Origin of the sequence: Lentzea atacamensis (assembly GCF_003269295.1) — a bacterium.
Lineage (GTDB): Bacteria > Actinomycetota > Actinomycetes > Mycobacteriales > Pseudonocardiaceae > Lentzea > Lentzea atacamensis.
The window spans coordinates 1826359-1839004 of sequence record NZ_QLTT01000001.1; the positions used below are offsets into that span (position 1 = coordinate 1826359).

The window sequence follows — 12646 nt, forward strand, 5'->3', positions numbered from 1 at the left end:
GCTTTTATTCTCTCAGGCACCACCGACAGTTTCGGGCACACCGAGCACGTCCAGGAACGCCGCAGCGGCCGGCGTCAGCCCCGCCGCGCTCCACACCAGGTGCTCCACCCGCGAAGGCCCACCCACCACGGGCAGCGTCACCACCCCGCTCAACCGCGGCGCATACCGCGACGGCAGCACGGCGACCCCGAGCCCCTCCGAGATCAGCCCGGCCATCAGCTCCGCCGTCGTCACCTCGAACGCCACCTCGCGCTGCAACCCCGCCGCCGCGAACGCCTGATCCGACTGCATCCGCCCCGGCGAGCCTGCCGGGAAGTCCACGAACAACTCCTCCGCGAGCGTCTCCAGCGAAGTCCCGGCACGCCCGGCGAGCGAGTGCGACGGCGCCACAACGGCAACGTGCTCGTCGCGCGCCAACTCGCGGCCGCGCACGCCCTCCGGCCTCACCCCCGGCGGCAGACCGAGGAACGCGAGATCGAGCGCACCCTGCCGGACCTGCTCGACGAGCTCGTGGCTCGGCAGCATTCGCAACGCGACCCGCACCTGCGGATACCTCTCCCGGAACACCTTCAGCGCCGCGGGCAGGTCCACCGCGGCGACGGTGGGGATCACGCCGACCACGACCCGTCCGCGCACCTCCCCCACGGCCGCCGCGACCTCGGCCGCCGCCCGTTCCGCGAAGTCGAGGCACTGCCTCGCCGACGGCAGGAACGCCGCTCCCGCCGGGGTCAGCCGGACGCTGCGGCTCGTGCGGTCGAAGAGGCGGGCGCCGAGCTCTCGTTCGAGGCGCGCGATCTGGTGGCTGAGCGCGGACTGGACGACGAGGCAGCGGTGGGCGGCCTTGGTGAAGCTGCCCGTCTCGGCGACCGCCACCACGTACCGCATCTGCTGGAGCTCCATCCATCTATCGTGAATCACGATGGATCAGATGAAAAGCATGTGTTGGACTCATTGATCCAGCCGCCGAAGACTGAACCACGTGAGAAACAACGACCTCTTCCGCACCGCGCTGGCGGCGTTCGCGCCGGTGGTCTGGGGATCGACCTACGTGGTCACGACCGAGCTGCTGCCGGCGGGACACCCGTTGTTCGCCGGGTTGCTGCGCTCGCTGCCCGCCGGCCTGGTCGCGCTGGCGCTCACCAGGACGCTGCCGCGCGGTTCGTGGTGGGCCAGGGCCGCCGCGCTCGGCGTGCTCAACATCGGCCTGTTCTTCCCGTTCCTGTTCATCGCCGCCGAACGCCTGCCGGGCGGCGTCGCGGCCACGCTGGGCGCCGCGCAACCGCTCGTCGTGGCGTTGCTGGCGGTCGGCGTGCTGAAGGAGAGCCCGTCGGCGTGGCGGTTGGCGTGGGGCGTGATCGGGGTCGTCGGCGTCGGGCTGGTGGTGCTGGGGCCGGCGGCCGGGTTCGACGTGATCGGTGTGCTGGCCGGGCTGGGCGGCGCCGCAACGATGGCGCTCGGCGTGACGCTGACGAAGAAGTGGGGCAGGCCGGAGAACGCCAGCCCGACGGCGTTCGCAGGCTGGCAGCTGACCGCGGGCGGGCTGTTCCTGGTGCCGGTGACGTTCCTCTTCGAGGGCGCGCCGCCCGCGATCGGTGTCGCGGCCCTGCTCGGCTACCTGTGGCTCGGCGCTGTCGGCGGCCTGCTCGCCTACGTCCTGTGGTTCCGCGCGATCACCACGCTGCCGGTCACCTCCGTCTCGATGCTCGGCCTGCTCTCCCCGATGGTCGCCGCGCTGCTCGGCGTCGTAGTGCTCGGCCAGACGCTGGACGCGGTGCAGCTCACCGGTTTCGCACTCGCCCTCGCCGCCATCGTCGCCAGCCAGCGACCGGCACCCGTTCTCGCCAAAGGAGTTCTCCAGTGAAGATCGCAGTCGTCGGTGCCGCGGGCATGGTCGGATCGCGGGTGGTGGCCGAGTCCCTGCGACGCGGGCACGACGTGACAGCGGTGTTCCGCAGCCCTGCCTCCGTGGCCGGAGCACGCGTTGTGCAGGGCGACGCGACCGACCGCGAGCTGATGGACGGCCTGCTGTCCGGAGTGGACGGTGTCGTCGCCGCCACCCGGCCGCGTCCGGGCGAGGAGTCGGCCGCCGGCCCGACGACGAGAGCGTTGCTGGACGCCGCGCTCGCCACGCGGACCCGGATCATCGTCGTGGGTGGTGCCGCGCCACTGCGGTCACCGGGCGGCGGTCTCGTGCTCGACGACAGCCGTTACGTGCCGACGCACATCCGGCCCATCGCCGCGGCGAGCCTGCACCAGTTCGAGATCTGCCGGGAGCATCCGGCGGACTGGGTCTACCTCAGCCCGCCCGCGCTGCTCGAACCCGGCGAGCGCACCGGCACCTACCGCCGCGGCCACGACGAGCTGCTCACCGATCCGTCCCGGATCTCGGCGGAGGACCTGGCGGTGGCGGTGCTCGACGAGCTCGAGGAGCCGGGCGCGGACCGGCACTTCACGGTCGCGTGGTCAGATCCAGCGTCAGGATGACCTCGCCGTCCTCGTCGACCTCGCCGGTCGGCACGAACCCGTAGCCGCGGTAGAACGGCTCGGGTGAGCCTTCTTCCGGCACGTAGCTGGTCAGCAGCTCCTTCGCACCTTCCGCGCGGAGCAGCGTCACGACCTCGTCGAGGATCGCGGTGCCGTAACCGCGGCCCTGGTGCTCGGCGCCGACGAGCAGCCGCCACAGGAAGTACGGTCCGCGGAACCCGGGCCCGGGGACCAGGTTCCAGCTGAGCATGACGAAGCCGACCGGTTCATCGCCGGCGTAGACCGCGCGGTACCAGGGCTTCGCGTCGGGGTACTGCTCAGCGTGCTGGAAGGACTTCTCCACGGACGCGACGAACTGTTCCTGGTCGGGACGCACGCGCACGGCGATCACCGCGTCGCGGTTGGCGTCGGTCACTTCGACGAGTCGGATCTCGGCAGTCATTCCGGCATTGTGGGCGCCGGCTCCGTTGTTGCCGAACGATTAACCGCTGCGCGTCGTCGGCGGCACGGACTGCACGCTGGTGGACGACGACGTCGGGTTGATCGACGTGTTGGGCTGGGTCACCGGCGGCATGCCCGGCGTCGACGTGGTGCCGGGCGGTGTCGTCGACGGACCGGGCGTCGGCGGCCGGCTCGAGTTCGGCGGGAGCACCGTGGTGGTCCGCGTCGACTCGCTCGAGCTCGGCGGCGCCGTCGTGGGCACGTGCGACTCCGGCCGCGGCGGTGCGGTCGTCGTGGAGGGCCCCGGCACCGCGGGGTCCGACGGGGTCGTGGCCGGCAGCACGGCCAGCGCCACGGCCACGACCCCCACGGTCGCGAGCCCGGTGCCGACCACGGCGATGGTGCGCCGCCGGGTCCGCACGGCCTGGCCGCGCTGGATCAGGTCGGCGGCCGTGACGGCACGCGGCGGCGCCTCTTCCGCGTGCAGAGCGGAGAAAGTCGCCCGCAGGTCGTCCTCGCGAACCATCACACCTCCAGCCTCAGCTGATCGAACTCCGGCCCCAGCTTGCGCCGCAACGTTTCCAGGCCCTTGCTGCTCTGCGACTTCACCGTGCCCGTCGAGCAGTTCAGTGCCGTCGCCGTCTCCTCGACGCTGAGATCGTGCCAAAAGCGCAGCACGAGGACAGCGCGCTGCCGTGCGGGCACGGCGGTGAGCGCCTGCCACACCACGAGCCTGTCCTCCGCCCCTGCGACGGAGGACAGGCCCTCAGGAGGTGTGTCGGTCAGCTTCTCCCTGCGCCATCGCACTTTGCGGCGTTCGGCGAGGAACGTCCGCACGACGATCTGGCGCAGGTACGGTTCGAGCCCCGACCGGTCCTGCATCCTGGGACCGGCCAGGTAGAGCTTCAAGAACGCCGACTGCATCACGTCTTCCGCTTCATGCCAGTTGCCGCACAACAAGAACGCCGTGAAGCGCATCGCGTCGGCGCACCGTTCGAAGCAGTCGGTGAACTCGGCCTCCCAGTTCAGCGGTGGCTCCTCAGCGGGCCGGGTACGACGACACCGGCGGCGTCGTCGCGGGGTAGGAGGACGCCGGTCGCGAGGTGGTCGACGGGTGCGGCGGGGTGGTCGCGGGCGGGGTCGGCCTGATCGACGTGGTCTGCGGCGGCTCCGGCCTCGAGGACGACGTCCCCTGAGGCGGAGACGTCGTCACCCGCGTGCTCGACGCGGGCGGGGTCGTCGGCGGGTAGGAGACCGGAGGCGTGGTCGACGGCGGATGAGTCACCGTCGAGGACACCGGAGGCGTCGTCGCGGGCGCCGAGGTCGTCGGCGTGGGCCCGGTCGTGCCGCCACCGCTCAGCGCCAGCGCGGGCACCGCGATGCCGACGGCACCCAGCGCCACGGCTCCAGCCACGATCGCCATTCGTTTGCGCACTTTTCGACTCCAGCGGGTGTTCGGTGGTGCCTCGGTCAGGCACCCTCACCCGTATCCATGCGGCCGGCGTCCGATCCGGTTGCCCGTGTGTCCTGGATCACGATCTCGACGCAGCGGGCCCGTTCCGCGGCCTCGTCCAGCACCGCGCGCCGGGGTTCCGGGACGTCCAGGACGCGGTCCTCGGCCTTGGAGAAGACGCTCGTGAGCCTGCGGTCGTTGCGCAACACGTCCAACGCCTGCCAGTCGCCGCCGAGCACGACGCTGTCCAGTTGGGCGAGCCTCGGGACCAGAACGCGGAAGACGTCGTCCGCGGCCGCCTGGAGCGCGACGCGGGCCTGCCCTTCACGGCGCCGAGCGAACCGCTGCTGCGACCAGCCGCCGGCCCTGATGCGGCCGTGCACCTGCTTGCGGTCGGTCGCGGACACCTCGACCTTGCCGCCGTACGCGACACCGATGCTGTGCCCGCCGAGCCTCACGAGGATCAGGCCGATCCGGCGCGGTTCGGTGAGGTTTTCAATCACCTCTTCCATGCGGGTGCCGCCGCGCGTCCGGAACGTGGCCGTCGCGCCGTCCGCCGCGGTGATGACGACGGACTCGCCGATCTGGACGTCGACGGCGCCGTGCCGGTCGGCGAACCTGCCGATCCAGCCCTCCAAGCGTTCCGGTTCGACCTCGACGGCCCGTCCACCGGGAACCGGCCGCACCCGGCTCACGCGACAGCCACCCACACCGGCACGCGGTAGCCGCTCTCCCCCGGCGCGAGTCGTTGAACGCTCACGAACCCGGCGGCGTCCAGCGCCTCCTCCATCTCGGCCGCGGAAAGGACCCTGTGGCGCGTGGAGGCCGTCGCGGAGATTTCCCACCCCGCCGCACCCCGGAGCAGCGTTACGACCTCCAGGCCGTACGACAGGCCGTCAGGAGCCCAGTCCCAGAGCTGCACGGTGACCCGGTCACCGTTCACCTTGGGCGGCGGGGCGGTCGGCCGGAGCGCGCCGAGCCGGTCGAGCTCGGGGACGGCGGCCACCAGGACGCCGCCGGGCCGCAGCGAGGCGCGGGCGAGCATGAGGATGTTCGCGAGCGACTCCTCGTGCGCCAGCCTGGGCAGCAGATCGTCCGCGGCCCGCACCGCGTCCACCTGGACGCCGGGCACCACGTCGAGCAGGTCGACGACCGCGTGCGAACCCGGTCCGAGCACCGCGCCGGCCACGGAGGTCAGCACGTCGAGGTCGTTCACCGTGCACACACTAGAGCCATCTCGATACGAGGCGTGAACTGCACGACTATGTTACTGATCGGTTCGAAACGCTTGACAGATGAGCCTCGAAAGCGTGAACTCGTCAACCGTATGGATTAACCATTGACTCCATCCGGTCTCGACCAGCGATGTTCACGGACGGGTAGGGTCACTGGGGCGTGATCTTATGACAGCGGGGAGTCACCATGACCACTGCTGCCGGTCGACCAACACTGACCGTTGACGACACTGACTCAACGGGCCACGGCAGCCTTACGCAGCTCTTGACGACGGGACCGTTCCCGGAGGCGTTGAGGGCGGCGATCAAGGCGAGCCGTCTCAGCCTCGACCGCATCCAGCACCGGTTGGCACTGCGCGGCGTGACCATCAGCGTCGCGACGCTCAGCTACTGGCAGTCAGGACGGCGAAGGCCGGAACGCCCTGAATCACTGGAGGCGCTGCGGCACCTCGAGTCGGTCCTGGGCGTGCCTCAGTCGGGTCTGTCGGCGCTGCTCGGCCCACCTCGTCCGCGAGGCCGCCGTTGCCGCCCGACGACGATGATGCCGATCGACGCCCTCTGGGCGCGTCGTGAGCGGGTCGCGAACCTGCTCTCGAAGGTCGACACGTCCTCCGACCTGAAGCTCGGCCGGATCAGCCAGCACGACCGCATCGAGATCTCTGCCGACGGCGGGCAGAAATCCGTGTGGGTGCGGCAGATCCTCCGCGCGGAGCAGGACGGCCCCGACCGCTGGGCGCTCGTGTTCGAGACCGAGGAGTCCGACGTGCTCCCCGAGATCGTGAACGTGCGCAACTGCCACCTGGGCCGGATCGCACGCGACCACGAGGCCAACATCATGGTCGCCGAGATGATGTTCGAACGTCCGCTGACCCGCGGCGAGACCCTCATCATGGAATACCAGCTGGTGTTCCCGGAGGGCCACGCCCCCAAGGGCAACAACACGTTCGCGCGCAAGTTCCGGCTGCCGGTCCGCGAGTACGTCATCGAGGTCCGGTTCGACGAGACGAACCTGCCTTCGCGCGTGCAGCAGTACAGCGTGCCGGCGGGCGACGAAACTCCGTCGCGGCGCCGCAACCTGACCCTCGACTCGGGCGGGGGCGTGCACGCGGTGGCGCTCGGGTTCGGTCCCGGTGTGTTCGGGATTCGCTGGGAGTGGCCGAACCGCTAGGTTTTCTCGGCACACGAAGAGGCCCCCGGCTCGCGAGCCGGGGGCCTTTCCGTTGTCGGCTAAGGCATCACACCCAGCCGGCGACGTGCAGCGTCACGTTGCGGATCGAGCCCTTGTCCGAGCCGACCACGTCCGCGACCTTGAACGTCCACGTGCCGTCCGCCGGGTCGGCGAGCAGCGACGACAACGTGCCCGTGGCGGGCTTCCACGAGCCGGTGAACGGCGCTTCACCGGCCAGCACCGACGAGAACGACCGCGTGGCCGAGTCGTCGAAGACCGCCTGGCAGATGTTGGCGCCGGTGCCGCCGGACCGCGAGAACAGCGTCACGGACTTGCCGGACGGCGAGGTGAGCGTGCCCACCAGGTCACCGACGAAGGTGTGGTCGATGCCCACCGTCGTCGAACCCTCGGTCGCCGAACACGTCGCACCGTCCACGGAGAACTTCAGGTTCGACGCGCCGCCGACACCCGTCACGGGCACCGCGATCGACACACCGGTCTGGTCGTTGTCCGGGATTGCCACCGGCGCACCGGTGTAGGCGAACGTCTTGAACTCGCGCGACGGCTCACCGACGCGGTAGGTGAACGACGCCGTCGTCGGCGAGGTCGAACCCGCGTAGGTCACCCGCGCGTCCAGCTTGACCGCCGAACCGAGTGCGGCGGAGGCCGGCACCGTCACCTTGTAGGTGCTGGACACCGTCTGGCCGACGTCGATGTTGCCGTAGTACTTCGACCGCGGTGCGATGGTCACGCCGGCGGTCGGCGACGTCAGCACGACGGAAGTCGAAGCGGCGGAACCATCTCCGCTGTTCGTGACCGGCACCGTCACCGTGGCCGTGGTGCCCGGCTTGAGGTACTGGCTGCCGTCCGCGTCGTTCACGATCGTCGGGCGGCCGGCACGGGCAAGGGCCTGCGGGGACGCGCCCGTGTACGCCAAAGCCTTGTCCGCCATGACGATGCCGGCTCCGGTGCGGTTGTCCACACCGGACTCGACGATGTCGATGGCCGTGACGACAAGGGCTTCCTTGACCTCGGCGGGCGACAGGGTCGGGTTGCCGGACAGGATCAGGCCGGCGATCGCGGCCGCGTTCGGGGCCGAGGCCGACGTGCCGAAGAACGGCGCGAAGCCCGGCACCGACGTGGTCACGCCGTCGGCCGCGGTGATGTCCGGCTTCTGCCGGGTCTCGGCGAGCGGCGTGCCGTCGGGCGCGAAGAAGGTCTTGCGCGGACCGTCGGAGGTGAAGCGTTCCGGCTTCTGCGTGCTGTCGAAGGCGTTCGGGTACGGGCCCTTCGGGTTGGCCGGGTCGCCGGGGTGCAGGTCGAACGGCAGCGCCTGGGCCGCAGGGGCCGCCGCGACCGAGATCGCGCCCTTGGCCGCCGAGTGGCCGCGGGTCATGCCCGGCGTGACGAACTTCTTGAGGCCGTCGCTGGAGTCGGCGAAGCGGCCGCCGAACAGCGAGAGGGCGAAGTACTTGTCGTCACCGCGGAACTTCACGACCGCGAGGCGCGTGCCGGTCGAGGTCGCCGGGGTGTTGAGGCGCTCGTACGGATCCTGGGCGCCGTCCTGGTTGTTCTGGCTGAACGTGACAACGTTGCCTTGGGCGTTGACCAGGTAGAGGTCGTAGTCGTTGAACGACTGGCCGAGCGGGTCGGCCCAGTGCAGCGTCACAGGGCTGTTGCCCGAGTAGCCCGACAGCGGGTTGAACAGCTGCTTGGCGTTCGGGTCCGGGTCGAAGTCGTGCGCGGAACCGGCGAACTTGCCGACGCCCACACCCGAGTCGACGAACTGGCCCTCGTAGTGGCCGGACGTGCCGTCGACAACGTTGCCCTGGTTGCCGGCGCTGGAGAAGAACAGCGCGCCGTCCGCGGCGACCGCGTCGACCGCGCGGGCGATGATGCCGTCCTGGAACGGCGACTCGTTGAAGTAGATGACGTCGTCGACGATGACGTCGCAGCCGAGCTGGAAGCGCAGCTTCTTGATGTTGTCCGCGAAGCTCGCGTCGCCGTTGAACGCCGTGGCGAAGCCGAGTTCGGCGTTGGGCGCGAGGTCGTGCAGGATCTCGAGCATCGCCGTGCCCTCGTCACCGGTGCCCTGCTGACCCGGCAGGATGTCGACCGCCGGCAGCTCACCCGCGGCCTGCGACACGGCCAGTGAGTTGACGCCGTCCGACAGCGCGCAGAGCTTCACGCCGACGCCGGTCACGTGGAACGAACCACGCGCCGCTTCGGCGTTGTGCGCCTTGTCGCTCTCCGCGACCTTGGCCGCCTGCACGGACAGCTGCTTCTCGGAGAGCCTGCGCTCGATCTCCCGAGCTTTGTCCTCCTTGGACGGAGCCTTGCGGTTCTTGTTGTCCCGCTTGTTCTTCACGTCCTGCGTCATCGCGTCACTGCCGGGCTCGACGCGGGCGACGTCGGAGCGCGCGGCGATCTCGGCGATCTTCGCGACGGGCACCTCCGCGCGCACGGTGCGGTGCTCTTCGGACACTGCCCGGATCTGTCCGCCCGCCGCGCGGACAGCGTTGACCAGGTCCTCGGAGTACTGCTTGGCGCGGATGTCGACGAGGGTGGTGGACTGCGCCGTCACGGCGACGCCGGTCTGCACCTGGGGAAGGGCGCTCATCGTCCCCATCTGGCTGCGCTTGCGCGCCTCCACGACGAGCGCGCTGTCCACTTTGGACTCAGCTGGAGTCAGCGACTTCTTGATGCTCTGCAGCGCGGCGATCTGGGCCGCGGTGCGTTCGGTGACGGACTTGGACGCTTTGACCGGATCTGCCGACGCCGGCGTCACAGCGGTGAGTGCGGCCAGAAGAACTGCGGTACCTGCGGTGACTAACGTCGTGCCTCTTCGAGATCGGCGCACAGGGCTTCTCCCCCGAACGTTGTGCGTGCCCCCGAGCACGCTGCCTGCGGCCGGCTAAACCCCGGCCGAGGCGTCAACGTATGGCGCACGACTGATCACAGTCAGCATCCGATTGGGGTACTTCCCACTTAGCAGACACAATCACACTTCACAGAACAAACGCGTCAGTCCACAACTGACCGGTTCGCCCGGAAAGGGCTTCCAGCAGCGCCGCCGCCTGGTTGTCGGTGAGCGAGGCGATGAAGTCGACGACCGCCCGCCCCCGCGCGAGTCCCCGCACGACGTCTGGACCAACCGGCAGCTCCCCACTCGGACCGACCAATGTGGACGGCTCCGTCCGGGCGAGCGCCGCGTACTCCGTTTCGGCCAGCTCGACGAGATCGTGCAGCCTGCGCGGCAACCGATCCGCCTCCGTCCGGTCCGTCACCCACTGTTCGAGCGCGTCCACCAGCGACGACAGCAACCGCGCCTGTCCACGTTGGTGCAGAGCGAGATCCGGTCGCAGCAACACGAACCGCCGGTGCACGAACTTCAACACCTGCACCTCGTGCCACTGCGCCACCGCCAGCACTACGTGACCGGACCTCGGCGTCGGCTCCTCGATCACCCCGACCGCGTCCACGAGCCTGCGCGTCCACCGCGCGCTGAACCCGGCGACCGCCTGCTCGGCCTCGACCGACCCGTCGAAGGGCACCGACAGCAGCCCGTCGACGAGCTCCTTGCTCACCTTCCGCACCGCCAGCGCGAACGCCTCGTCGCTCATCACCCAGGAGTCCTTGAGGTGCAGGCGCCTGCGCAGCGTCTCCAGCGACCGTCCGGGCATCCGGATCTCCGCGCTGAGCTCGGCATCGCTCAGCCCCGCGAGGTCGAGCGCCTGCGCCTGCCAGGTGCCGAGCTCCGCGGCGACCGTCGCGTGCTGCAGCACCCCGACCCGGTGGAAGTCCTCCAGGTCGTGGATCGCGTAGGCGATGTCGTCCGCGGTGTCCATGACGCTCGCCTCGACCGTCTGCTGCCATGACTCGATCCGGCCCTCGAACGGCTCACGCGCCTGCCGCAGATCGTTGGTCTCCGTAACGTACGCCGAGAACTTGGAACTACCGGTCCCCGGCATGTCGTCCGGCTCCGACGCACCACGTGGCGCCACAGGCAGGTCGAGCGGCTGATGCCGCGTCCACGGGTACTTCAGCATCGCCGCCCGCACCGCGACGGTGAGGTCGAGGCCGAGCGCTTTGGGCCCCCGCACATCCGTCGTCGTCACGATCCGGAACGACTGCGCGTTGCCCTCGAACCCGTCCGGCAGCCCGAACCGGTGCCGCGCCAGCCGATCCAGCACCTGCTCGCCGAGGTGCCCGAACGGCGGGTGCCCGAGGTCGTGCGCCAGAGCCGCCGCCTCCACCACGTCGGGATCGCACCCGCCGAGCTTCTCCAGCACCGCGGTCAGCTCGGGCCGGCTGGTGAGCCGTTCCGCGATGGCGCGCGCGGCCTGGGCGACCTTGAGGCTGTGGGTGAGGCGGTTGTGCACGAGCAGCCCAGACCCGGTGGAGCTGACCACCTGCGTGACACCGCCGAGCCGCGCGAAGAACGGTGAGCTCGCGACCCGGTCGCGATCGACGCGGAAGGGGTTCGTGGCGAGGTCTGCCGTCCTGCCGACGCCGGCGGACCGGCGGGCGGTGCGCTGCTCGTTGTGCATGCCGGAACGTTAACCAATGCCACTCCCCCTCACCTCGTGGAGCCTCTCAGGCCGGGTCGCGGACCCCGTTGAAGGTCACCCTCAGCGCGTACAGCGAGGTCGACGCGGCGATGGAACAGGTGATTGCGCTTGGTGCCGCCAAGGTGAGGTTGGAGACCGCTTCCGGCAGCAGGAGCTTGCCGATCAGGGTGCCGTCGGGTCGAAGCAGTGCAGCCCATCCGACGCGGCGGTCCAGACCCGGCCCGCGTCGTCGAGGCGGATGCGGTCGAAGCGGCCGAAGTCGCACTCGGCGAAGATCTTCCCACCGGTCAGCGTGCCGTCGTCGGTGACGTCGAAAACCCTGATGTGACTCGGTTCCTGGCGGGTGTCGGTGATGCAGAGGCGCTGTTTCGTCGGCCGAGAACGCGAGACCGTTGGGGCGGGAGAAGTCATCCGCGACGATGCGCACGGCACGGTACCGGGGTCGATGCGGCAGACGTGGCAGGCCCCGATCTCGCTCTCGCCCTTGTTGCCTTCGTAATCGCAGTTGATGCCGTGGATGGGGTCGGTGAACCAGATGGAGCCGTCGTGCTCGGTGCGGGTGACCCACCGGTTGCCCTGCTCGCAGCTGATCAGCCTGCCTTGGCGATCAACGGTGTTGCCGTTGGTGGCCGGGGTGGTGCCGGAACACACCGACCTGGCTGGTCGTCTCGTCCCAGCGCAGGAGCCGGTCGTCGGGGATGTCGCTCCACACCAGGTAACGCCCTCCGGCGAAGTACACCGGCCCTTCGGCCTTCCGAGCAAGCTGCGCGAGCGGGGCGTCATCCGCCGCACCACCGTGGATGTCGACCCGCCTGCGGTGGGCTTGGGAGTGCTGGCCCTCGTGCTGATCGAAGCCGACGCCTGGATGGGCGACGCGGCCACCCCGTGACGCCCTGGCCACCATCCCGGAGATCCAGGAGCTCCACATCATCGCCGGCCCTGCGACTCTGCTGGCGAAGGTCCGGACCGCGACCACCGAAGGACTCCAGGACGTGTCGCGCCGCATCTTCACCGTCGAGGGCGTCACCGGCACACACCATCGTCGTCCTGGATACCGCGTTCGAACGCCCGCTGGACACCGGAGGGCGCGTTCCGGACGCAGGACATCAGGATCCGGTCGCCCAACTGGCCGACAACGCAGAAAACCCCCGAGGGGAGCGTTTGTGCGCTCGACCCTCAGGGGTTTCTGTACGTAAGTTCGGCGGCGACCTACTCTCCCACACCGTAACCAGTGCAGTACCATCGGCGCAGAAGGGCTTAACTACCGGGTTCGGAATGGGACCGGGTGTTTCCC

15 protein-coding genes and 1 rRNA gene are annotated in these 12646 nt (G+C 69.9%); 4 read left to right on the plus strand and 12 right to left on the minus strand.

The features are described 5' to 3' along the window. Positions 1-12 precede the first annotated feature (12 nt). Entirely contained in the window at positions 13-900 is an 888-nt protein-coding gene (locus C8D87_RS08660) for a LysR family transcriptional regulator (protein WP_112226163.1), read from the minus strand. A 79-nt stretch (positions 901-979) separates the two neighbouring features. On the opposite strand from C8D87_RS08660, the gene C8D87_RS08665 reads away from it, so the two are divergent. Both C8D87_RS08665 and C8D87_RS08670 read left to right on the plus strand, forming a co-directional pair. Further along, positions 980-1861 (plus strand): EamA family transporter, encoded by an 882-nt coding sequence (locus tag C8D87_RS08665; protein WP_109635371.1) that lies wholly within the window; start codon positions 980-982, stop codon positions 1859-1861. Further along, positions 1858-2484 (plus strand): NAD(P)-dependent oxidoreductase, encoded by a 627-nt coding sequence (locus tag C8D87_RS08670; protein WP_112226164.1) that lies wholly within the window; start codon positions 1858-1860, stop codon positions 2482-2484. Before C8D87_RS08665 ends, C8D87_RS08670 begins: the two co-directional genes overlap by 4 nt. On the opposite strand, the gene C8D87_RS08675 is transcribed toward C8D87_RS08670, so the two are convergent. From C8D87_RS08675 to C8D87_RS08700, 6 genes are read right to left on the minus strand one after another with little or no spacing between them, the layout of a single operon-like run. Further along, positions 2450-2926 (minus strand): GNAT family N-acetyltransferase, encoded by a 477-nt coding sequence (locus C8D87_RS08675; protein WP_215732217.1) that lies wholly within the window; start codon positions 2924-2926, stop codon positions 2450-2452. The genes C8D87_RS08670 and C8D87_RS08675 overlap by 35 nt on opposite strands. Before the next feature lie 39 nt (positions 2927-2965). Then, complete coding sequence (locus C8D87_RS08680) at positions 2966-3451, minus strand: hypothetical protein (protein ID WP_112226165.1); 486 nt, start codon at positions 3449-3451, stop codon at positions 2966-2968. After that, positions 3451-3954: a SigE family RNA polymerase sigma factor gene (locus tag C8D87_RS08685; RefSeq protein WP_112226166.1), complete on the minus strand. Its 504-nt coding sequence runs from the start codon at positions 3952-3954 to the stop codon at positions 3451-3453. Before C8D87_RS08685 ends, C8D87_RS08680 begins: the two co-directional genes overlap by 1 nt. A gap of 10 nt (positions 3955-3964) precedes the next feature. Further along, positions 3965-4360, minus strand: coding sequence for a hypothetical protein (locus C8D87_RS08690; protein WP_146771659.1), 396 nt, complete (start codon positions 4358-4360; stop codon positions 3965-3967). 35 nt (positions 4361-4395) lie between these two features. Beyond that, positions 4396-5073: an acVLRF1 family peptidyl-tRNA hydrolase gene (locus C8D87_RS08695; protein ID WP_112226168.1), complete on the minus strand. Its 678-nt coding sequence runs from the start codon at positions 5071-5073 to the stop codon at positions 4396-4398. Next, positions 5070-5594, minus strand: a complete 525-nt coding sequence (locus tag C8D87_RS08700) for a hypothetical protein (protein ID WP_233441985.1) — start codon at positions 5592-5594, stop codon at positions 5070-5072. The genes C8D87_RS08695 and C8D87_RS08700 overlap by 4 nt, the downstream gene beginning before the upstream one ends. A gap of 284 nt (positions 5595-5878) precedes the next feature. On the opposite strand from C8D87_RS08700, the gene C8D87_RS08705 reads away from it, so the two are divergent. Next, on the plus strand, positions 5879-6781 hold the full coding sequence (locus tag C8D87_RS08705) for a helix-turn-helix domain-containing protein (protein WP_229813482.1): 903 nt from the start codon (positions 5879-5881) through the stop codon (positions 6779-6781). A 67-nt stretch (positions 6782-6848) separates the two neighbouring features. On the opposite strand, the gene C8D87_RS08710 is transcribed toward C8D87_RS08705, so the two are convergent. The 4 genes from C8D87_RS08710 to C8D87_RS49105 all read right to left on the minus strand — a co-directional run bounded on the left by C8D87_RS08710 (position 6849) and on the right by C8D87_RS49105 (position 12379). After that, positions 6849-9569 carry a S8 family serine peptidase gene (locus C8D87_RS08710; RefSeq protein ID WP_112226170.1) on the minus strand — a complete coding sequence of 907 codons (2721 nt, stop codon included), beginning with the start codon at positions 9567-9569 and terminating at the stop codon, positions 6849-6851. Between the two features lie 220 nt (positions 9570-9789). Beyond that, complete coding sequence (locus tag C8D87_RS08715; RefSeq protein ID WP_112226171.1) at positions 9790-11331, minus strand: deoxyguanosinetriphosphate triphosphohydrolase family protein; 1542 nt, start codon at positions 11329-11331, stop codon at positions 9790-9792. Between the two features lie 183 nt (positions 11332-11514). Beyond that, the gene (locus tag C8D87_RS08720; RefSeq protein WP_170166357.1) at positions 11515-12003 is read right to left on the minus strand and encodes an SMP-30/gluconolactonase/LRE family protein; all 489 of its coding nucleotides are present in this window, start codon (positions 12001-12003) and stop codon (positions 11515-11517) included. Continuing rightward, on the minus strand, positions 11960-12379 hold the full coding sequence (locus tag C8D87_RS49105; RefSeq protein ID WP_411711350.1) for a hypothetical protein: 420 nt from the start codon (positions 12377-12379) through the stop codon (positions 11960-11962). Before C8D87_RS49105 ends, C8D87_RS08720 begins: the two co-directional genes overlap by 44 nt. Here C8D87_RS49105 and C8D87_RS47495 point away from each other — a divergent pair. Then, entirely contained in the window at positions 12300-12548 is a 249-nt protein-coding gene (locus C8D87_RS47495) for a hypothetical protein (protein ID WP_233442003.1), read from the plus strand. The two genes, C8D87_RS49105 and C8D87_RS47495, sit on opposite strands and share 80 nt — an antisense overlap. On the opposite strand, the gene rrf is transcribed toward C8D87_RS47495, so the two are convergent. Further along, positions 12549-12646, minus strand: a 5S ribosomal RNA gene (rrf, locus tag C8D87_RS08730); the annotation flags it as partial. It lies immediately after the preceding gene.